Source organism: Kitasatospora sp. NPDC059747 (assembly GCF_042732955.1).
In the GTDB taxonomy this organism is placed as follows: domain Bacteria; phylum Actinomycetota; class Actinomycetes; order Streptomycetales; family Streptomycetaceae; genus Kitasatospora.
In genome coordinates, this window is sequence record NZ_JBHWGV010000082.1 from 11,058 (window position 1) to 31,842 (window position 20,785).

The 20,785-nt window shown below is 74.0% G+C and carries 19 protein-coding genes; 14 read left to right on the plus strand and 5 right to left on the minus strand.

Going from position 1 to position 20,785, the window contains the following annotated elements; genetic code table 11:
- Positions 1-132 precede the first annotated feature (132 nt).
- The 4 genes from ACFV4G_RS29785 to ACFV4G_RS29800 all read left to right on the plus strand — a co-directional run bounded on the left by ACFV4G_RS29785 (position 133) and on the right by ACFV4G_RS29800 (position 3,128).
- Entirely contained in the window at positions 133-324 is a 192-nt protein-coding gene (locus tag ACFV4G_RS29785) for a hypothetical protein (protein ID WP_380445213.1), read from the plus strand.
- Positions 303-995: a JmjC domain-containing protein gene (locus ACFV4G_RS29790; RefSeq protein ID WP_380445214.1), complete on the plus strand. Its 693-nt coding sequence runs from the start codon at positions 303-305 to the stop codon at positions 993-995. The genes ACFV4G_RS29785 and ACFV4G_RS29790 overlap by 22 nt, the downstream gene beginning before the upstream one ends.
- Positions 996-1,040: 45 nt before the next feature.
- Positions 1,041-1,364 (plus strand): DUF6087 family protein, encoded by a 324-nt coding sequence (locus ACFV4G_RS29795; RefSeq protein ID WP_380445215.1) that lies wholly within the window; start codon positions 1,041-1,043, stop codon positions 1,362-1,364.
- Between the two features lie 189 nt (positions 1,365-1,553).
- On the plus strand, positions 1,554-3,128 hold the full coding sequence (locus tag ACFV4G_RS29800) for an APC family permease (protein ID WP_380445216.1): 1,575 nt from the start codon (positions 1,554-1,556) through the stop codon (positions 3,126-3,128).
- Positions 3,129-3,186: 58 nt separating this feature from the next.
- Here the strand turns inward: ACFV4G_RS29800 and ACFV4G_RS29805 are convergent, their stop codons facing one another.
- Positions 3,187-4,275, minus strand: a complete 1,089-nt coding sequence (locus ACFV4G_RS29805) for a pyridoxal-phosphate-dependent aminotransferase family protein (RefSeq protein ID WP_380445217.1) — start codon at positions 4,273-4,275, stop codon at positions 3,187-3,189.
- Between the two features lie 96 nt (positions 4,276-4,371).
- Between ACFV4G_RS29805 and ACFV4G_RS29810 the strand changes: the two genes are divergently transcribed.
- The 4 genes from ACFV4G_RS29810 (at position 4,372) to glnII (ending at position 8,508) form a co-directional block, all read left to right on the plus strand.
- Positions 4,372-5,463 carry an amidohydrolase family protein gene (locus ACFV4G_RS29810; RefSeq protein ID WP_380445218.1) on the plus strand — a complete coding sequence of 364 codons (1,092 nt, stop codon included), beginning with the start codon at positions 4,372-4,374 and terminating at the stop codon, positions 5,461-5,463.
- A 58-nt stretch (positions 5,464-5,521) separates the two neighbouring features.
- Complete coding sequence (locus ACFV4G_RS29815; RefSeq protein ID WP_380445219.1) at positions 5,522-6,199, plus strand: uracil-DNA glycosylase; 678 nt, start codon at positions 5,522-5,524, stop codon at positions 6,197-6,199.
- Between the two features lie 126 nt (positions 6,200-6,325).
- Complete coding sequence (locus tag ACFV4G_RS29820; protein ID WP_380445220.1) at positions 6,326-7,309, plus strand: SCO1860 family LAETG-anchored protein; 984 nt, start codon at positions 6,326-6,328, stop codon at positions 7,307-7,309.
- Between the two features lie 176 nt (positions 7,310-7,485).
- The gene (gene glnII / locus ACFV4G_RS29825) at positions 7,486-8,508 is read left to right on the plus strand and encodes a glutamine synthetase GlnII (protein ID WP_380445221.1); all 1,023 of its coding nucleotides are present in this window, start codon (positions 7,486-7,488) and stop codon (positions 8,506-8,508) included.
- Between the two features lie 87 nt (positions 8,509-8,595).
- On the opposite strand, the gene ACFV4G_RS29830 is transcribed toward glnII, so the two are convergent.
- The gene (locus tag ACFV4G_RS29830) at positions 8,596-11,418 is read right to left on the minus strand and encodes a ricin-type beta-trefoil lectin domain protein (RefSeq protein WP_380445222.1); all 2,823 of its coding nucleotides are present in this window, start codon (positions 11,416-11,418) and stop codon (positions 8,596-8,598) included.
- A gap of 199 nt (positions 11,419-11,617) precedes the next feature.
- On the opposite strand from ACFV4G_RS29830, the gene ACFV4G_RS29835 reads away from it, so the two are divergent.
- Together ACFV4G_RS29835 and ACFV4G_RS29840 are read left to right on the plus strand one after the other, a co-directional pair.
- Entirely contained in the window at positions 11,618-12,166 is a 549-nt protein-coding gene (locus ACFV4G_RS29835) for a hypothetical protein (RefSeq protein WP_380445223.1), read from the plus strand.
- A complete protein-coding gene (locus tag ACFV4G_RS29840; RefSeq protein WP_380445224.1) occupies positions 12,163-12,978 on the plus strand; it encodes an MOSC domain-containing protein in 816 nt (271 codons plus the stop codon). The genes ACFV4G_RS29835 and ACFV4G_RS29840 overlap by 4 nt, the downstream gene beginning before the upstream one ends.
- 12 nt (positions 12,979-12,990) lie before the next feature.
- Here ACFV4G_RS29840 and cobC read toward each other — a convergent pair whose 3' ends face one another.
- Both cobC and ACFV4G_RS29850 read right to left on the minus strand, forming a co-directional pair.
- Positions 12,991-14,043: an Rv2231c family pyridoxal phosphate-dependent protein CobC gene (gene cobC, locus ACFV4G_RS29845; protein ID WP_380445225.1), complete on the minus strand. Its 1,053-nt coding sequence runs from the start codon at positions 14,041-14,043 to the stop codon at positions 12,991-12,993.
- Positions 14,040-15,272: a cobalamin biosynthesis protein gene (locus ACFV4G_RS29850; protein WP_380445226.1), complete on the minus strand. Its 1,233-nt coding sequence runs from the start codon at positions 15,270-15,272 to the stop codon at positions 14,040-14,042. Before ACFV4G_RS29850 ends, cobC begins: the two co-directional genes overlap by 4 nt.
- Before the next feature lie 285 nt (positions 15,273-15,557).
- Between ACFV4G_RS29850 and ACFV4G_RS29855 the strand changes: the two genes are divergently transcribed.
- From ACFV4G_RS29855 to ACFV4G_RS29870, 4 genes are all read left to right on the plus strand, one after another.
- Complete coding sequence (locus ACFV4G_RS29855) at positions 15,558-16,463, plus strand: alkaline phosphatase family protein (RefSeq protein WP_380445227.1); 906 nt, start codon at positions 15,558-15,560, stop codon at positions 16,461-16,463.
- 5 nt (positions 16,464-16,468) lie between these two features.
- Positions 16,469-17,779: an MFS transporter gene (locus tag ACFV4G_RS29860; RefSeq protein WP_380445228.1), complete on the plus strand. Its 1,311-nt coding sequence runs from the start codon at positions 16,469-16,471 to the stop codon at positions 17,777-17,779.
- An 86-nt stretch (positions 17,780-17,865) separates the two neighbouring features.
- Positions 17,866-18,873, plus strand: a complete 1,008-nt coding sequence (locus ACFV4G_RS29865; protein WP_380445243.1) for a TolB family protein — start codon at positions 17,866-17,868, stop codon at positions 18,871-18,873.
- A gap of 91 nt (positions 18,874-18,964) precedes the next feature.
- Positions 18,965-19,765, plus strand: coding sequence for a hypothetical protein (locus ACFV4G_RS29870; protein ID WP_380445229.1), 801 nt, complete (start codon positions 18,965-18,967; stop codon positions 19,763-19,765).
- Between the two features lie 63 nt (positions 19,766-19,828).
- Here ACFV4G_RS29870 and ACFV4G_RS29875 read toward each other — a convergent pair whose 3' ends face one another.
- On the minus strand, positions 19,829-20,785 hold the full coding sequence (locus ACFV4G_RS29875) for an EamA family transporter (RefSeq protein ID WP_380445230.1): 957 nt from the start codon (positions 20,783-20,785) through the stop codon (positions 19,829-19,831).

Consider the following 20,785-nt stretch of genomic DNA (forward strand, 5'->3'; position numbering starts at 1 on the left):
AACAAAGGGCGGGGTTCCGCCCCCCCGAACACGGCCCCCTTGTCGCGAGGCCGCGCATTTTTTTGGGGGGCGGCCGCCCCCCCCCCGGGGGGCGCCCGCCGCATCCCACGCCGAGTCAAGGAGAACTGCACCATGACGACCTCGCTGCACCGCCTCGTCGCCGATCCGGAGGCCTTCCGTAGGGCGTGGCCGGACACGCCGATGGTGTACGACAGGGACGCCGTAGACCTGCAACGCCTCGCCAGTCGCGAGGCGGCCCGCGAGATCCTGGCCGATCCGGACCTGCGGCCGGGGGTTTCGGGATGGTCCGTGATGGCGTTCTGACCGCAGAACGCGCGGATGCCGATCACCCCACCGACACCTTGGTCCTTAATGGGCTCCACCGCTCGTGGCCGCCGCTGGTGACGTTCTGCAAGGCCCTGTCGACCCAGCTCGGCCACCCGGTCACCGGGAACGTTTATCTGACACCGGCCGGCGGGGCCAGGGGTTTCGGCTGGCACTGGGACTGTCATCACGTCTTCATCGCGCAGGCCGAGGGTGCGAAGCACTGGCGAATGTTCAAGCCGGTGTTCGTCAACCCGCTCGAACACCACAACTGGTCGAAGATCGGGTTCGACCCGGCGGACAAACGGCGATTCGAGCGCGACAGCCCGGACTTCGAAGTCACCCTACGGGCCGGGCACGTGTTGTTCATCCCCCGGGGATGGGTCCACGCGGGGCAGAGCACCGAGAACGAACACAGCCTGCACATCACTCTCGGCGTGCAACTCCTCACCGTGCACTGGGCCTTGAAGAAACTGCTGGAGCTCGGTGAGGAATCCGAGCAACTGCGTGCCGCGCTGCCGCCGGACCTCGGTGGACGGGACTTCCTGGACCTCTCGGCGCAGCTGCGTTCGGCGCTGGTGGAGTGGGTGACCAAGCAGTCGGCGGAGGCGCCTGCGTTGCGGCTTCGATTCGCTCAGCGGTTGTCGGTGCTGAACCAGGAACCGAAGTAGCGGACGGGCTAACCTCGGACCGATGCCGAGCAGGAGGATCGGAACGTGATCTTTCCCGACGATGAACCGCTCTCCGAGTGGTATGCCGACCGAGCTGATCGGGACCGGCCTCCAGGGACCCGGGATGCTCTGGTGCTCATCCCCGAGGATCGCCAGGAGCTGCATCCGTTCCAAGACCTCCAGCGGCTCGTGGTCGAGTGGGACGGGCGTGCCTGGCGGCCGGTGGCCGTCGCGGCCGACTTCTCGGAGGCGTATCCGCTGATCATGCGGCGGAACGGTGAGCTGATCGAGGCGCAGGAGGACACCCCCGTGGCGCTGCTTCGGAAAGGCGCCGGCCGACACCGTCGGCCGGTTCCGCCGCCCGGCTGAGGGATCCGCGCTCCGGCCGTTCGGGTGAGGGGGTGGTCCCGGGCGCGTTTTGGCGGGGGAGAAGTGGCGGGGCTGCGGCACTGTCGGGGTGGATTTGTCCCGATAGGCGAGAGGTGGCCGGGTATGGCTCATTCCAGGACGACGGCTCCGGCTGGGTCAGGGCATACCGGGCTCAAGCGAGAAGTCGGGATGGTCGGGCTGCTCTGGGCCTCGGTCGGCGCGATCATCGGGTCCGGCTGGCTGTTCGGGGCGCAGAAGGCGGCGGTGGCGGCCGGGCCGGCCGCCCTGCTGTCCTGGGGGATCGGCGCGGTGGCGATCATCCTCCTGGCGCTGATCCACGCCGAGCTGGGCGGGCTCTTCCCGGTGGCGGGCGGGACGGCGCGCTACCCGCACTACGCGTTCGGCGGGTTCGCGGGGATGTCGTTCGGGTGGTTCACGTGGCTGCAGGCCGCGACGATCGCGCCCATCGAGGTCCAGGCGATGATCAACTACGCCCGGCACTGGACCTGGGCGGACGGCTTCCTGAACAAGGACCTCACGCTGACGGGCAGCGGGTTCGTCGTCGCGGCCGTGCTGCTGGGCGTCTTCGTCGCCGTCAACTTCCTCGGGGTCCGGCTGCTCGCGCACACCAACAGCGTGGCCACCGTGTGGAAGGTCGCGGTCCCGATCCTGGCCATCTTCGCCCTCGGGATCACCGAGTTCCACGGTTCCAACTTCAACGTCCACGGCTTCGCGCCGGACGGCGCCAAGGGCGTGCTCGCGGCCATCAGCACCAGCGGGGTGATCTTCGCGCTGCTCGGCTTCGAGCAGGCCATCCAGTGGGCGGGCGAGAGCCGCAACCCCCGGCGGGACATCCCGAGGGCCGTGCTCGGCTCGGTCGTGGTCGGCACGATCGTCTACGTCATGCTCCAGGTGGTGTTCATCGGCGCCCTGCCGCCGGAGACCTTCGCCGGGGGCTGGGGCAAGCTCGACTACCCCGGCATCAGCGGGCCGTTCGCGGGCCTCGCCACGCTGATCGGGCTCGGCTGGCTCGCCACCATCCTGTTCATCGACGCGGTGATCTCGCCGGCCGGCACCGGGCTGGTCTACATCACCTCCAGCTCGCGGGTCACCTACGGCCTCAGTCGCAACGGCTACGCGCCGCAGGCCCTCCAGTACACCGACAAGCGCTCGGTGCCCTGGCTCGGCCTGGTCATCGCCTGGGTGGCCGGCGTGCTGTGCTTCCTGCCCTTCCCGAGCTGGCAGCGGCTGGTCGGGTTCATCACCTCCGCCGTCGTGCTGATGTACGCGGGGGCGCCGCTGGCCTTCGGCGTGCTGCGCAAGCGGCTGCCGGGGCTGGAGCGCTCGTACCACCTGCCGGCCGGCTCGGTGATCTCGCCGCTGGCCTTCGCGGTGGCGAGCCTGGTCATCTACTGGTCCGGCTGGGACACCCTGTGGCGGCTGGGCCTGGCGATCCTGATCGGGTACGCGCTGCTCGGCGGGTACTCCGCGTACGCCGCCTCGAAGGGCATGCCGAACGCGCCGCGGATGGACTTCAAGGCCGGGCAGTGGCTGCCGGTCTACCTGGTCGGGATGGGGATCGTCTCGTGGCAGGGGACCTTCGGCGTGGGCGCCCAGGGGAACCTGCCGCTCTGGTGGGACATCGGGGTCGTGGTGGTCTTCTCCCTGGTGGTCTACTACTGGGCCCTCGCGGTCGCGCTGCCGCGGGAGGAGATCGAGCGGAACATCCGGGGCGTCGAGGTGGTGGACGCGGGCGGGCACTGACCGCCGGAACGGAGAGCGGCCCCCGAGGAGTCCCGGGGGCCGCTCTCCGCTTGTGCGCTCAGCCTTCGACGGTCGCGGCCCAGGCGGCGTCGGCGGCCGCCAGGGCCGGCTCGGCGTCCGCGCCGGTCGCGGCGGCCAGGGCGGTGAGGCACGCGCGGACGGTGTCCGGCGAGGCCGCCCGGCCGTAGTGGTTGACCCGGAGCATCTCCGCCGCCAGCGCGCCGCCGCCCGGCTGGACGGGGAGCGACGGGTCGAGGGCCGCGGCGAGCTCGCCGGCGTGCACGCCCGGGGCGGTGCGCAGGGTGGTCGCGACCGGCGCGGCGTGCGCGTCCTCCGTGACGTACGGGGTGAGCGTGCCCAGCGCGCGGACGCCGGCCCGGGTCGCGGCCGAGGCGGCGCGGTGGCGGGCGATGACCGCCGGCAGGCCGTCGGCGGCGATGCGGTCGAGGCAGGCGCCGAGCGCCAGCATCTCCAACTGGGCCGGGGCGTGCGGCAGTACGGCCCGCCCGGCGTCCGTCCAGCGCTCCTTCCAGTCCAGCAGGGACAGGTACGAGCGGCGCGGGGCGGCCGGATTGGCGGCGATCCGCTCCCAGGCGCGCCCGGAGACGGACACCGCGGAGACGCCGGCCGGGCCGCCCATCGCCTTCTGGCCGCCGATGACGCACAGGTCGACGCCCCACGCGTCGGTGAGCAGCGGCTCGGCGGCCACCGAGGCCACCGCGTCGAGCATCAGCAGCGCGCCGTGCTCGCGCACCACGGCGGCGATCTCGGCGACCGGGTTGGTGTTGCCGGTGGCGGCCTCGGCGTGGACCAGCGAGACGAAGTCGATCGCCGGGTTCGCGGCCAGCGCGTCGGCGACCTGCCGCGCGCTCACCGCGCTGTGGAAGGGGACCGCCAGGTCGACGACCTCGGCGCCGCACGAGCGCAGCCAGTTCCCGAAGGTCTGGCCGTACGGGCCGGTGACGATGTTGAGCGCGGTCGAGCCCGGGTGCGCGGCGCCGCGGATCGCGGCCTCCAGGGGCAGCAGCGCCTCGCCCTGGGTGACGATCACGTCCGCGGAGGTGTGCAGCAGCGCGGCCACCTGGTCCTCGATCGCCGCGAACCCGGCGGCGCTGAGCGGGGGGAGGTCGTCGAGGAACACACTCACAGCTGGTGCCTTTCGCGCACGGGTGGTTGGGACGGGAACGAGTCTGCCGCATTCTCGCCGCTCGCACGGAACCCGCCCGTCGGTAGAGTGCGGGCCATGAGCGATGGCGCGGTGCTGCACGTCCGGGGTCGGGTGCTGGTCGGTCCGGAGGACGTCCGGGACGAACTCTGGGTGGTGGACGGCCGGGTGAGCTTCACCCGCCCGCCCGGCGCCGGGGACGTCCGGACCGTCACCGGCTGGGCGCTGCCCGGCCTGGTCGACGCGCACTGCCACGTCGGCCTGGACGCGCACGGCGCGGTGGACGCCGAGACCAGCGAGAAGCAGGCGCTCACCGACCGCGACGCCGGCACCCTGCTGATCCGCGACGCCGGCTCGGCCGCCGACACCCGCTGGATCGACGAGCGCGAGGACCTGCCGCGGATCATCCGGGCCGGGCGGCACATCGCCCGCACCCGCCGCTACATCCGCAACTACGCGCACGAGATCGAGCCGGGCGACCTCGCCGCCTACGTCCGGGCCGAGGCCCGGCGCGGCGACGGCTGGGTCAAGCTGGTCGGCGACTGGATCGACCGCGAGCACGGCGACCTCACCGCCTGCTGGCCCGGCGACGCGCTGGCCGAGGCGATCGCGGCGGCGCACGAGGAGGGCGCGCGGGTGACGGCGCACTGCTTCGCGGCCGAGTCGCTGCCGGACCTCCTCGCGGCCGGCATCGACTGCGTCGAGCACGCCACCGGGCTGACCGAGGAACTGATCCCGGCCTTCGCCGAGCGCGGGGTGGCGATCGTCCCGACGCTCGTCAACATCGCGACCTTCCCCGCGCTGGCGGCCGGCGGCGAGGGCAAGTTCCCGGCCTGGGCCGCGCACATGCGCCGCCTGCACGAGCGCCGCTACGACACCGTCGGCGCCGCGCACGACGCCGGGATCCCGGTCTTCGTCGGGACGGACGCGGGCGGCTCGCTCGCGCACGGCCTGGTGGCGGAGGAGGTCGCCGAGCTCGTCAAGGCCGGACTGAGCCCGAACGAGGCGCTGTCGGCGGCGAGTTGGGGTGCGCGCGAGTGGCTCGGGCGTCCGGGCCTGGAGGAGGGCGCCCCGGCGGACCTCGTGGTCTACGACGAGGACCCGCGGGCCGACGTCCGGGTGCTGGCCGCACCCCGCACGGTGGTGCTGCGCGGCCGTCCGGTGGGATGACGGTTCTCAAGATCATCCGCTGAACGCGCTGTCGGCGTAGGCCGATAGGGTGGCGACCATGGCACCGCGTCCACTTCACGAGATCGTCGAGCCCGGCTGGGCGACCGCCCTGGCACCCGTCGCCGGGCAGGTCGCCGCGATGGGCGACTTCCTGCGCGCCGAACTGGCCGCAGGCCGCACCTACCTGCCCTCCGGGCCGAACGTGCTGCGCGCCTTCCAGCAGCCCTTCGCCGACGTGCGGGTGCTGATCGTCGGGCAGGACCCGTACCCGACCCCCGGGCACGCCGTCGGGCTGAGCTTCTCGGTCGGGCCCGAGGTGCGGCCGATCCCGGCCAGCCTGATCAACATCTTCCAGGAGTACGGGACGGACCTCGGCCTCCCGCAGCCGTCCAACGGCGACCTCACCCCGTGGACGCAGCAGGGCGTCCTGCTGCTCAACCGCGCGCTGACGACGGCGCCGCGCAAGCCCGCCGCGCACCGCGGCAAGGGCTGGGAGGAGGTCACCGAGCAGGCGATAAAGGCGCTGGTGGCACGCGGCGGCCCGCTGGTGGCGATCCTGTGGGGCCGGGACGCCCGGAACCTGCGGCCGCTGCTCGGGGAGGTCCCGGCGATCGAGTCGGCGCACCCGAGCCCGTACTCGGCGAACGGCGGCTTCTTCGGCTCGCGGCCGTTCAGCCGGGCCAACGACCTCCTGGCGCGCCAGGGGGCGCAGCCGGTGGACTGGCGCCTGCCCTAGCAGTTCCGGGTCACGGCGGAACGCCAACCTCACTCCAACGAGTGAAATGACGTTCCGTGTGACTCGTGTGACGGATCGTTTGAGAAGACTGGCGGCTCATCGTTCCACCGCTGTGGGGGTACCGCCATGTCTTCCCGACGAATCGTTTCTGTTGCCGCTGCCACGGTGGCGTGCGCACTGCTCACCGTCCCGCCCGCCCGGGCGGCCGGGCCGACACCGGCGCCGGCGCCCGGATCCCCGGGCACAGCGCGCGCCGTCACCGCCGAGCTCGCGCTGGACGTCAGCCTGCTGAACAAGGCGGTGGACGTGCCCGTGGACATAGCGCTGAACAAGGTGGAGACGCCCGCGCAGCGCGAAGGCTCCGTGCTGACCGCCAAGGTCGACGGTGTCGACCAGCAGGGCCCGGTCACGCTCGTCAAGGCCGACGTCGGGAAGTCCGTGACGCGCTCCGACGCCAAGGGCACCGCCGCCTCCGTCCGGCTGGTCAACGCCGACGTGCACGCCCCCGGCCTGCCGGCCACCGCGCTGCTCGGCCTGGAGGCGATGAGCGCCGAGGTGACGTGTCCGGTCGACGGGCAGCCGACCGCGAACGTCGTCGCGCCCGCGAAGCTCACCGTGCTCGGCAAGCCGGTCACCGTCGGCCTGTACGCGCCGACCACGGTGGACGTGCCGCTGGTGGGCAGCGTCTCGGTGGAGTTCTCCAAGCGCACCACCACCTCGACCACGGCCGCCGCCTCCGCGCTGGAGGTGCAGGTGGCGGTGAACCCGCTGAACCTGAACGTCGCCAAGGTCACCGGGAAGATCACCGTCGCCTCGGTGAGCTGCGAGAAGCCGGTCCCGCCGACCGGCCCGGCCACGGCCACCCCGACCCCGGCGCCCACCACGGACGCGCCCACCGGCGTGCCCACCGCCCAGCCGGTGGCCGACACCACGACGGGCGCCGGCGCCGCGCACGCCGCGTCCGCGCGCCCGGCCGCGGGCCTGGCCGAGACCGGTGGCAGCAGCGCCACCGGCCCGCTCGCCGCCGGGGCCGCGGCGCTCGTGGCGGGCGGAGCCGCCGCCCTCTGGGCCACCCGGCGCCGCCGCGCCGCGCACGCCCGTCACCACTGACGGACCGCCCCGGGGCACGGGAGGAAGCGGGAGTGTCACCCCCGGCACTCCCGCACCGTGACCGTGTCAACGCGGACGGTTGGTTCACATGCGCGTTACATGAGAGGAACAACCGGGAAACGGCGGCTTGCGACGCTACGCGGGCACCCACCACCCAGCAATGCGAGGGACCAGCCGTGGCAATCAAGGCCGAGTACATCTGGATCGACGGCACCAAGCCGACCGCGAAGCTCCGTTCCAAGACTCGCGTCCTGCCCAACGCCGACAAGATCCCGACCTGGGGCTTCGACGGCTCGTCGACCAACCAGGCCGAGGGCCACGCGTCCGACCGCGTGCTGGAGCCGGTGAAGGTCGTCAAGGACCCGATCCGCGGTGGTGACAACATCCTGGTCCTGTGCGAGGTCCTGGAGACCAACGGTGCGGCGCACGACTCCAACACCCGTGCCCTGCTGCGCGAGGTCGCCGAGAAGTACTCCGCGCAGGAGTCGATCTTCGGCATCGAGCAGGAGTACACCTTCTTCAAGGGCTCCCGCCCGCTCGGCTTCCCGGAGGGCGGCTACCCGGCCCCGCAGGGCGGCTACTACTGCGGTGTCGGCGCCGAGGAGGTCTTCGGCCGCGAGATCGTCGAGCTGCACCTGGACCGCTGCATGGACGCCGGCCTGGCGATCTGCGGCATCAACGCCGAGGTCATGCCCGGCCAGTGGGAGTTCCAGATCGGCCCGGTCGACGCCCTGACCGTCTCGGACGACCTGTGGATCGCCCGCTACCTGCTGTACCGCACCGCCGAGGAGTTCGGCATCGACGCCACCCTGGACGCCAAGCCGGCCCGTGGCGACTGGAACGGCGCGGGCGCCCACACCAACTTCTCCACCAAGGCGATGCGCGAGGGCTACGACGCCATCATCACCGCCTGCGAGTCGCTCGGCACCTCCCAGGAGAAGGTGCTGGAGCACGTCACCCAGTACGGCGCCGACATCGAGTCCCGCCTGACCGGCAAGCACGAGACCGCCCCGTGGAACGTCTACAGCTACGGCGTCTCCAACCGCGGTGCCTCCGTCCGCATCCCGTGGCAGGTCGAGGTGGAGCAGAAGGGCTACATCGAGGACCGCCGCCCGAACGCGAACGTCGACCCCTACGTCGTCACCCGCCTGCTGATCAACACCTGCTGCGAGGCCCTGGAGAAGGCCGGCCAGGTCTGATCCTCCGCACCGCGAACGTACGGCCGCAGGCCCTTCCCCGCCACGGGGAAGGGCCTGCGGCCGTTTCCGGTGCCTACCGGTCGGGGGTCAGACCAGGGTCCACTTCTGGTTGGCCGCGCCTGAGCACGTCCACAGCGAGAGCGCGGAGCCGTTGGCGGTGGCCGCCTGCGTCACGTCGATGCACAGACCGGACTGGACGCCGACGACCGTGCCGTCGGCGTTGAGCCGCCACAGCTGGTTGGCGCCGCCGTTGCAGTCATAGATGTCGATCTTGGTGCCCGGTGCCGTCTGGTTGTTGTAGGCGTCGAGGCACTTGGTGCCGCCGTAGACGGTCAGCTGGCCGGCGGGGGTGTGGGTCCACTGCTGGTTGCCGCCGCCGTTGCAGTCCCAGATGTCGGGCTGGGTGCCGTTGGCCTGGCTCGCGAACGGGAGGTCCAGGCAGCGGCCGGAAGCGGTGCCGAGCAGCGCGCCGGTGCGGAGCCACTGCTGGTTGGCCGCGCCGGAGCAGGTCCACAGGGCGATGCCGGAGCCGTTGGCGGTGGCGGCCTGCGTGATGTCGATGCACAGGCCGGACTGGAGGCCGGTCACGGTGCCGTCGGCGTTGCGACGCCACTGCTGGTTCGCGCCGCCGTTGCAGTCGTAGATGTCGATGGCCGTGCCCGGTGCCGTCTGGTTGTTGTAGGCGTCGAGGCACTTGGTGCCGCCGTAGACGGTCAGCTGGCCGGCGGGGGTGTAGGTCCACTGCTGGTTGCCGCCGCCGTTGCAGTCCCAGATGTCGGGCTGCGTGCCGTTGGCCTGGCTCGCGAACGGGACGTCCAGGCAGCGGCCGGAGCCCGCCCCGCGCAGCACGCCCGCGCTCGGGGTGGGCGCCTGGGTGCACGGCCCGGCGACCGGGGCGCCCGCGACGTCGGAGGCCTTCAGGAAGGCCAGCCGGTGGTTGTAGCGGATCGGGTAGTAGGTGTCGCAACCGACTACCAGCGTACGGTCGTTGGGGGCGCTGCCGTCGATGTTCTGCCCGTAGTAGAAGTCGGACTGCACCGGGGCCGCGCTCGCCGCGACGTAGGACTGCCCGGCCGGCACGGCGGCGTTCAGCGGGGTGACGGCCTGCGCGGTGATCGCGGGGTACGGGAGGTACGCGGAGGCCTCGGGGTAGCTGCGCCCGTACACCGGGATGGAGGCGGCGCCGGACTTCGGGGTCAGCAGGGTCTGGCCGGGCCGGGTGTCGGCGGTCGCGCTCTGGCCGCCGGGGTTGTAGAACCAGGCCTTCTGGCCGTCGTACCAGATGGCCGTCCAGTCGCCGCTCAGGTCGGCGACGACGTAGGAGGCGCCGGTGACGGCCTTGTCGCTCCAGTCGGCGGCCCTGGTGGAGCCGCCGTTGATCAGCGGGGCGCTCGGGTCCGGGCCCGTGCGCAGGTAGACGAAGTTCTCCGGGCGGTCGGCGGTGCCGGTCACCGGGGGCTGGTTGGTGGCGTCGAAGGCCGGGGTGATGGTGACCTTGCCGCCGACCGCCGGCAGGCCGCCGATGCCCGCCTTGAGCGGGGCGCCGAGCAGGTCCATGTAGTGCGACCAGTCCCAGAACGTGCCCGGGTCCCAGTGCATCCCGGCCACGTTCGCCTGGAGCGGGCCGGGGACGTCGTCGTGGCCGATGACGTGCTGGCGGTCCAGCGGGATGCCGAAACGGGTCGCCAGGTAGCCGACCAGCGCGGCCGAGGACTGGTAGAGCTGCTCGGAGTACCAGGTCGGGCGGTCGGTCGGGAAGGCGTAGCCCTCGTGCTCGACGCCGATGCTGTGCATGTTGACGGTCTTGTTGCCCGCGTGCCAGGCCACGTTGTTCGTGTTGACCAGCTGGGTGACGTGACCGTCCGAGGAACGCACCATGTAGTGGGCGCTGGCCTGGTTGCTCGGGTTCTGGAACGCCGAGATCGAGCCGGCGAAGCCGCCCTCGGTGTCGTGGATGACGATGTACTGGATCCGGTCGCCGTCGTCCGGGCGGTTGGCCTTGGTGTAGTTGCCGTAGGACGTCGGGTCGTTCGGGTTGGTGAGCGCGTACGCGGCGGGCTGGAAGTCGCAGCCGAGCGAGGCCGGGCACTCGACGCTGCCGTCGGCCGCCGCCGCGGCGGGGGTGGCCGTGGTGGCCGGGGCGGTGCCCGCCGGCGCGGTGTCGGCCGCCGTCGTGACGAACGCGGCGCGGGTGGCCGTGCGCGGGGCCGGCGCGGCGGCCCGGGCCGCCGTGGACGGGACGCTCGGGACCGGGACCGGCGCGAGGGTGACGGTCTCGCCCTCGGCGGTCTGCCGGGAGACGCCCTTGCGCAGCGTGTCGAAGACCCGGTCGGCGAACGGGTTCGCCGCGCCCGCGTCCCCGGACCGGCTGAACCGGGCCACCGCCTGGTACCAGGCGCTCGGGTCCGCCGAGGCGGCCCGGCCGCTCTGCTTCAGGGACTCCTGCTGGTACTCGGCCAGCAGCGCCGCACCCCCGCGGACGCTCTGCGCGGCGTCCCGCTTGAGGTCGTCCGCCGGACGGTGGATCAGCGCCGCCGCCGCGTCGAGCGTGTGCAGCTCCGGGCCGTCCTCGACGGGCGGCGCGGTGGGCGTGCCGGAGACCGGCCGCGGCGGGAGGTCGTCGCCGCGGCCGTCGGCCGTGTCGGGCCCCGGCCCGGCGGCCAGCGCCGCGCGGACCGCGGCGACGTCGACCTGGGTCAGGCCCATGACGTTGTAGTTGCCGGTCGTGCTCGGCGCGCCCCGGTGGGAGTCCCAGCGGGTCTCCTGGTAGGACAGCGCGAGCAGCACGCCCTCCGGCACCCGGAACTCGGCCGCCGCCGCCCGGAACTGATCCTGCAGCGAGCCCTGCGCGGGCGCGGCGGCGGCCGCCGGGACGAACCCGAAGGCCGCGCCGGCCAGTACGGTGGCCACGGCGGCGCCGAGGGCCCGTCTGCCGCGCGGGGCGAGCGGGCGCTGTGCCGCTCTCGGTATGGAAATCAACGGAGTCTGCCGACCTTACGCTCTGTCGTGTGGAGGCCCGGGCAGGTTCTTCCGGGCCGCCGCGACGCTAGCACCCCGGGGCCGGAAACCCGGTAGTCAACCCGGCCGGGGACGGTCAGGATGAACAGGTATGACGCCCCTTCTGCTCATCGACGTCGACGGGCCCCTGAACCCCTACGCAGCCCCCGGGGAGCAGCGCCCCGACGGCTACGACACCCACCACGTCCTGCCCGATTCCTGGGTGGCGCGCCGCCGGCCGGGGCCGGGCGAGCAGGTCGAGCCGCTGCGGGTGTGGCTCAACCCGCTGCACGGGCCGGAGCTGCTGGCCCTGCCGTACGAACTGGTGTGGGCGACCACCTGGATGGACGAGGCGAACACCTTCATAGGCCCCCGCATCGGCCTGCCCGAGCTCCCGTACATCCGCTGGACGGAGGTCTTCCGCGAGGACCCGGACGGCCTGCACTGGAAGACCCGGGACCTCGTCGCCTGGGCGGCCGGCCGCCCCTTCGTCTGGCTGGACGACGAGCTCGGGCCGCAGGACATCGAGTGGATCGCCGCCCACCACCCGGGTCCGGCCCTGCCGCTCTGGGTCGACCCCAGGGCGGGGCTCGGGGAGCTGCACTTCGCGGCGCTCCGGGAGTGGGCGGAGGACGGCGAGCGGGTGGAGGCCGGGCAGTGAGCGGGGACGCCGGAGGGACGGTCGTCGGGACGGTCGAGCGCCTGCGCCGGTACCCGGTGAAGTCGCTGCTGGGGGAGGAGTTGCCGCGCGCGGACGTCACCGGGCGCGGCCTCGCGGGCGACCGGGTCCGCGCCCTGCGCGACATCGGGACGGGCCGGATCGCCAGCGCCAAGCACCCGCGGCTCTGGGCCGGCCTGCTCGGCTTCACGGCCGGGACGGCGGCGGACGGCACGGTGGCGATCACCGGCCCGGACGGCCGGGGCGTGGACGAGGCAGCGCTGTCGGAGGCGCTCGGCCGCAAGGTGGAGCTGATCGCCGAACGCCCGCCCGGGGCGACGATCGAGCGGGCCGTGCCGGAGGAGGTGCTGGCCCGCGGGATCGGGGAGGACGTCGCCTTCACCGTCAACGAACTGGGCCGGGCCGCGCCGGACGGGACGTTCTTCGACTTCGCGCCGCTGCACCTCCTGACCACCTCGACGCTCGGCGCCGCGGGTGCGCAGGCCGAGCGCTACCGGCCGAACGCCGTGATCCGGACCGGCGGCACCGGCTACGTCGAGAACGGCTGGGTGGGGCGGGAACTGGGCATCGGGCCGAGCCTGCGCCTGCGCGTCCTGGTGCCCACCCCGCGCTGCGCCGTGCCGACGCTGCGGCACGGACCGCTGCCGCGCAGCGCGGACGCCCTGCGGGTGCTCGCCGCGGAGAACCGCCTGGTGCCGCTGGAGGGCATGCCGGAGCTGCCCTGCGCGGGCGTGTACGCGCAGGTGCTGGCGCCGGGGCCGATCGCGGTGGGGGACGTCGTCACGCTGCGCTGAGGACGGGCCCGGTCAGGCCTCGTCCAGCACGGCCGCCAGCGCGTCCAGGAAGCGCGCGGTCGTCGGCTCGTCCCGGACGGCGATCCGCAGCCACTCCTCGCCGAGGCCCGGGAAGGTGTCCCCGCGGCGGACGGCGAAGCCGCGCGCCCGCAGCCGCTCCCGCACGGCGGCCGCGCCCGGCAGCCGGACCAGGACGAACGACGCGGCCGGTTCCCCGTGCACCCGGACGGAGGGGAAACCGGCCAGGCCCTTCAGCAGGTTCGCGCGCCACAGGGCGAGTTCGGCGGCGGCCTCCTCCGCCTCGGCCAGTGCCGCCGGCGTGCTGCACGCCTCGGCCGCGGCCAGCGCCGGGGTGGAGACCGGCCAGAGCGGCTGCGCGGCGCCGAGCTCCGCGATCAGCGGCGCGGGCCCGAGCACGTAGCCGATCCGCAGCCCGGCCAGGCCCCAGGTCTTGGTGAGGCTGCGCAGCACGACCACCCGGCCGGGCAGGTCCCGGGCGGCGGCGAGGGATTCGCGCTCGCCGGGCACGGTGTCCATGAACGCCTCGTCCACCACCAGGGTGCGCCCGGGGCGGGCCAGCGCGGCCACGGCGTCGGCGGGGTGCAGGACGGAGGTCGGGTTGGTCGGGTTGCCGAGGACGACCAGGTCGGCCTCCTCCGGGACGGCGCCCGCGGTGAGCTGGAAGCCGTCCGAGGGCGACAGGAGCGCCCGGTGCACGGCGTGCCCGGCGTCGCGCAGTGCCGCCTCCGGCTCGGTGAACTGCGGGTGCACGACGGTGATGTGACGTGGCGTCAGCACGCGCGCCAGCAGGACGAATGCCTCGGCGGCGCCCGAGGTGAGCAGCACCTCGTCCACCGGCCGTCCGTGCCGCGCGGCGACGGCCGCGCGCGCGGCCGTCTGGTCCGGATAGGCGGCCAGTTCGCCGAGCGTGGCGGCGAGGCGCTCGCGCAGCCAGGGCGGGGGCGTACCGGTGCGGACGTTGACGGCGAGGTCGACCAGGCCGAGCCCGTCGGCGCGCACCTCGGCGTCGCCGTGGTGGCGGAGGTCGGGTTCGGCTCGGGTCACGCGGGGTCTCCTTGGTGCTGTTCCCGGGGCGCGTCCCGGACGTCGAGGGGCAGACCGGGGACGCGCAGGACGTCGTACGCGCCGGGCGGCACGCTCAGCGCGGCGCCGTCGCCGAGGGCCACGAGGGCGACGTCGTGGCCGTGCGAGGCCAGGGTGGCGGCGGCCCCGGCGCTGTCGTCCGTCGCGATCCGCCGGGTGGCCGGGCGCAGCAGTCCGGCGGCCGCCGTGACCGCGTCCGGCGGGCCGACCACGGCCGAGACGCTCCGCAGCGCCTCCAGGGCGCGCGGCACGAGCAGGTCGTGCGGCCCGGGGCCGAGGCCGACCAGCGTCAGCCGTCCGCGCAGCGCCGTCCGCGCGATCGCGATCGTCGCGTGCGCCGACTTCCGCTTGGCGACGACGAGTTCGCCGCCGGGCGCGCTCGCCAGCGCCGCCGCCTCGGCGACGCTCGCGGTGCCGACCGCGGCGCCGACCGCGGCGGAGGGGTTCGGCACCGGGACGGTCGCGAGCACGTCCGCCGGGTGCTCGTCCACCGGTGTCCGGCCGAGGCACCAGCGGGCCCAGTTCACGGCCGGGTGGTCGCCCTTGCCGGCCACGGTGGCGATGCGGGCGATCGACTGGCGGGACAGTCCGGTCTCCCGCAGGACGTCCATGAGCAGCCGCATCGCCTCGGTGTCCTCGGTGCCGCTGCCCGCGCCGATGCCGAGGACGAGCGTGCGGGGGAGGACCGCGAGGTCGCTGTCGGGGTCGTCCGGGTCCCGCGGGTCGGGGATCCGCAGGACGGGTTCCTCCGCGGGTGCCGCTGTCGGGCCGCCGGTCCCGGTCCCGGGGGCGGCCTGCCGGGCCAGCTCGGCGAGCGCGGTCTCGCGCGGGTCCCGGCGGTCCGTGATCACCGGCTGGACGCCGAGCACGGCCGCCACCTCCCAGGCCAGCTCCGCGGTGGCGGGGTCGCTGCTCAGCGGGATCACGTACCGGCGCAGGGGGTCCACGCAGAGGAGGCCCTTGTCCTTGCTGCTCAGGTGGCCCGCGTAGTCGAACAGGCGGGCGGCCCCCGGGAGGGGTGCGAAGCAGATCACGTACTCGCACTCGACGAGCGCCAGCGTGATCGCCTCGGGCGGGCCGAAGCAGTTGCCGGCCGAGGCCCGGTAGACCTTGCTGCTGTCCGGCCAGGCGGCGTGCAGTTCGGCGGCGAGTGGCCGCAGCGACCCGTTGACGGCGACCAGCCCGATCACGTCCAGCTCCTCAGCTCGCTCCTTGACCAGGGTTTGACCCGGCTTCGGGCCGGCCCCGTCCGGACCCGCCCCGACGGCCAAAAGCCCAGGTGATCCCACCACGCCCGGCCGGAACGGGTCAATCGCCGGCGGCTGTGACGTCGGTGGGGCGGCCCGCGCGCGGGCGGCAGCTGTTCGTCTGTTCTTCACTTGTCTTGTGCGGTACACGACACCGCGGCGATCCTACTGTTTTCGGCGCTCAACCCCCATCAAGCCCGAAGCACATTCGACGCCCGGAGGACCCCCATGGCCTTCGCACGACTCCGTACCCCCGGCACTCCTCGCCGCCGCACCCTGACCGCGCTCGCCGCGGCCCTCGGCCTCTCGGCCGGTTCGCTCGGCCTGTGGGCCGCGACCGGCGACGCCGCGGCCGACACCGCCGCCGCCCTGCCGACGCCGGACCACATCGTGGTCGTCGTCATGGAGAACCACGCCTACTCGCAGGTGGTCGGCAGCTCCAACGCGCCCTACGTCAACAACACCCTCGTGGCCGGAGGCGCGACGCTGACCCAGTCCTACGCACTCACCCACCCCAGCCAGCCCAACTACTACATGCTGTTCTCGGGCAGCTCCCAGGGCGTCACCGACGACAGCTGCGTCGACGTCGGCACCATGCAGGCGCCCAACCTGGCCTCCGAACTGCTGGACGCCGGCCAGACCTTCGCCAGCTACAACGAGGGCATCCCCGGCGTCGGCGCCACCGACTGCCGCGTCGACAACTACGCGCAGAAGCACAACCCCTGGTTCGGCTTCGGCAACGTCCCGACCTCCAGCGCGTACGGCATGGACGCGTTCCCGGCCGACTTCACCACCCTGCCCAAGGTGTCGTTCGTCGTCCCGGACCTCTGCGACGACATGCACGACTGCTCGGTCGGCACCGGCGACTCCTGGATCCAGACCAACCTCGCCGCCTACGCGGACTGGGCCAGGAGCCACAACAGCCTGCTCGTCATGACCTTCGACGAGGACAACAAGCTCTCCGGCAACCGCATCCCCACCGTGGTCTACGGCGCGCACGTCGCCCCCGGCAGCAGCACCTCCACCAGCTACAACCACTACGACGTGCTGCACACGCTGGAGGACCTGGCGGGCCTCAGCGCGCACGCCGGCAACTCCGCGAGCGCGAACGACATCACCGGCATCTGGAACTGACGCCCGTGTACGTCGCGGAATCCCGCAGCTCGAAGGCCCCCGCCGCCCCGGCCGAAACGCCGGGGCGGCGGGGCGCCGCCCTGCGCGCCGTGCCCGGGGCCGTCATCGCCCTCGGCACCGTCAGCCTGGTCACCGACATCTCCTCCGAGATGGTCAGCGCCGTCCTCCCGCTCTACCTGCTGACCGGGCTCGGCCTCTCGCCGCTCGGCTTCGGGCTGCTGGACGGCATCCAGAACGGCTTCAGCGCGCTCGTCCGCCTCGCCGGCGGCCACCTCGCCGACCGGCGCGGCGCCGGCGGCGCACCCCGGCACAAGGCCGTCGCGGCCGTCGGCTACGGCCTGTCGGCGCTGTGCAAGCCGCTGCTGCTGTTCGCCCACACCGTGCCCCTGATCGGCGCCGTCATCGCCGTCGACCGCACCGGCAAGGGCCTGCGCACCGCCCCGCGCGACGCGATGATCTCGCTCGCCAGCGACCCCGCGCACCGCGGCCGGGCGTTCGGCGTGCACCGCGCGATGGACACGGCGGGCGCGTTGCTCGGGCCGCTCACCGCGTTCCTGGTGCTCCGCCTGGCCGGCGGCCCGCTGCTCGCCGACGGCGGCGAACGGCACGGCTACGACGCGGTGTTCACCGTCAGCGCGTGCGTCGCGGTGTTCGGCGTGCTGGTCCTGCTGCTGTTCGTGCCGAACCGGCTCACCGGCGACGAGCCCTCACGTGCCGCCCCCTCGCTGCGCGACGGCCTGCGGCTGCTGCGGCTGCCCGGGCTCCGGCGGCTCACCGTGTGCGCCGTCCTGCTCGGACTCACCACCGTCAGCGACTCGTTCGTCTACCTGCTCGTCCAGCGCCGCCTCGACCTGTCCATCACCCTGTTCCCGCTGCTGCCGCTCGGCACCGCCGCAGCCTTCCTCCTGCTCGCCGTGCCCATGGGCCTGCTCGCCGACCGGATCGGCCGCCGCACGCTGTTCCTCGCGGGGCACGGGCTGCTGCTCCTCGCGTACGGGCTGCTGCTCTCGCCGCTGCGCGGACTGCCCGCGGTGATCTGCGTGCTCGTCCTGCACGGCTCCTTCTACGCCGCCACCGACGGCGTCCTCGCGGCCGCCGCGGCCGATACCGTGCCCGCCGAGCAGCGCGGCGCCGGGCTCGCCCTCGTCGGCACCGGGCAGGCGCTCGCCCGGTTCGCCTGTTCGCTGCTGTTCGGCGCGCTGTGGAGCGCGACCGGCGGCTCCACCGCGCTCGCGTGGTCGGCGGGCGCGCTCGCCCTGTGCGTCGTCGGCGCGGCCGTCGTGCTCCGCGAACCCGCCCGTGAGGTGTCTTCGTGAACCAGCCCCTCCAGAACCAGCCGCTCCTCGACGAGCCCGTTCCGGACCGGCCCGTCCAGGGCCGGGCCCTCGGGAACCGGGCCAGGGTGCTCATCCTGCTGGTCGCCGTCCTGCTGCTCGGATCCGTCGGCACTGGCGCCGTCCTCCACGCCTCCGACCGCACCGCCCGCCGCGACCGGCCGCAGGCGGGCGGCCCGGCCGTCTCGTCCGGGACGGTGTCCCTCAAGGCCGCCCCGGACGGCCGACGGCTGGTGTTCCGCAACATGGCGTGGGGCCCGCACCGCGACGAGCTCACCACCGTCCCGGCCGACCGCGCCGACGGCCCCCGCACCGCCTCCGGCGTCAAGTGCCTGCGCTTCCACACGGCCGGCGGCACCGGCATCTGCCTCCAGGCCGAACACGGCGCCCTGGAGGACACCTACCGCGCCGTCGTCCTCGACGACCACCTCAAGGAGACGCGCTCCTTCCCGGCCGCCGGCATCCCCACGCGCGCCCGCGTCTCGCCCTCCGGCCACTTCGCCGCCTGGACCGTCTTCGTCAGCGGCGACTCCTACGCCGGCACCGACTTCTCCACCCGCACCTCGATCGTCGACGTCCGCGACGGGAACCTCCGCGAGAACCTGGAGACCTTCGACGTCATCAAGGACGGGCAGCCGTTCCGGGCGCACGACGTCAACATCTGGGGCGTCACCTTCGCCGACGACAACACCTTCTACGCGACCCTCGCCTCCGGCGGCACCACCCACCTCGTCCGCGGCGACCTCGCCGCCCGCACCCTCACCACCCTCCACGACGACGTCGAGTGCCCCTCGCTCTCCCCGGACGGCACCCGCGTCGCCTACAAGAAGCGCGTGCCCGGCCTGCCCGCCGACTCGCCGTGGCGGCTCTACGTCCTCGACCTCGCCACCATGACCGAGACCGCCACCGCCGAGCAGCGCAACATCGACGACCAGGCACTCTGGAGCGACACCGGCACCCTCCTCTACGCCCTCCCCGGCGACTACGGCGCCGACCTGTGGACCGTCCCGGCCGACGGCACCGGCGCCGCCCGGCGGGTCACCACGGCCGCGGTCGCCCCCGCGTACGTGGGGTGAGCGAGGGGGCGGCGGAGCACGTCGAGGAACTCTCGGCCGCGGTCCCTCGTCGAGCACGGTGACGGCTCGATCGAACGGGGGAGCGACAACGGTGGACGGAATCCCGCCCGAGCGCGTGGTCACCGACTCCTGGCCCGCCCTGCACGGCCGGCCGGTGCTGCGCCGCACCGTCGCCGTGAGCCTCGTGCTGCTCGTCTCCGTCGCGGCGGCCCTGCTCGTCCGGGGCATCAACACCCTCACCCTGGGCGGCGGCGGCCGCGAGACCGACCGCGACCGCGCCGAACGCCTGGCCGGCCTCCACCCGTCCCAGCACCCGGGCGCGGGCCGCGCCTTCGTGCCCGTCGGCTCCGTCTACACCCACGCGCCCGACGGGTCCGCCGTCGCGTACCTCCACTACCGCGTCGCGGGCGGCAAGGACGTCGGCCTCGCCGACTTCCTGCGCGCCTACGACCTGCCCGACCCGGGCCCCGCCGCCCCGCTCCCGCCCGACCTCTCCACGGCCCTCGGCGGCAACGAACCCACGACGGCCCCGGAAGTCCCCGAGCCGTCCCCGTCGGCGCCCGAACTCCCCGAGCCGTCCCCGTCGGCGCCCGAACTCCCCGGGCCGTCCCCGACGGTGACCACGGAGATGGCCCCGGCGGACTCGGCGCTCGTGCCCGCGGCCGTCGACGGGGACGGGGACGGGGACAGGGACGAGGACGACGACACCCCGCCGCCGCCCACTCCGACGGCGACCGCGACGGCAACCGCGACGGTGACCGTGAGCCCCGCGGCCACTCCGACGGTGGCTTCGGCCGCCCCCACCACGACCACCGGCCGCCGCATCTACGTCTCCACCATCCCCGGGGGCCTTCCCGGCGCCGCCGACATCTACGTCCGCGCCACCGGCTGACGCGTTCCTCTCCCGCCCCGACGCCGTGCCCCCGCCGAGCGGGCTCGGCGGGGGCACGGGACGTCAGCGGGCGGCTGGTGCCGCTTCGGGGGCCGGGTTCGTCGTCGCGGGCTTCGGGGCCGGGACCGGGATCGGGGCCGGGGCCGGCGCCGCGGGCTTCGGGGTGCGGGCCGGGGACTGGCCGGCCACCAGGGCGCCCAGGGCGATCAGCAGGCCCAGGACCTGCCACGGGGTGAGCGTCTGGCCGAGGACGACCAGACCGCCGATCGTCGCGACGACGGGGTTGATCAGGCCGAGGAAGGACGCCGGGCCGGCCCCCAGGCGCTCGATGCCGCGGAACCAGAGGACGTAGCCGAGCGCCGTGCCGAACAGCCCGAGGTAGGCGAACCCGGCCAGGTTGGTGGCGGTCAGCGCGGGCGGTGCGCCCTCGACGACGGCGGCGAGCGGGACGAGGAAGACCGAGCCGGCCAGGAGCTGCCACGCGGTCAGGTCGAGCATGGTGGCGCCCTCGGGACGGCCCCACCGGCGGGTGAGGACCGTGCCCATCGCCATCAGCCCGATCCCCGCGACCATCGCGGCGATGCCGACGCCGTCCAGCCGTGCGCCGCTCTTGAGGACGAGGAGCGCGACGCCGCCGACCCCGGCCAGTCCGGCCAGGACGGTCCGCCGCCCGGGCCGGATGCCGAGCACGCCGATCGAGAACCCGGCGACGAGCAGTGGCTGGATCGCCCCGATGGTCGCCGCGACCCCGCCGGGCAGGCGGTACGCGCCGACGAAGACGAGCGGGAAGAACAGCCCGATGTTGAGCATCCCGAGCACGGCCGCGCGCCCCCACCAGCGCCCCTTGGGCATTCTGCGCCCCATGAGCAGCAGGAGCAGCCCCGCCGGGAGGGCGCGGACGACGGCGAGCAGCAGCGGACGGCCCTCCGGCAGGAGCTGCGTGGTGACGAGGTAGGTCGTGCCCCAGGCGGCCGGGGCGAGGGCGGCGGTGGCGGCGATTCCCAGGCGGTTCCGGTCCAT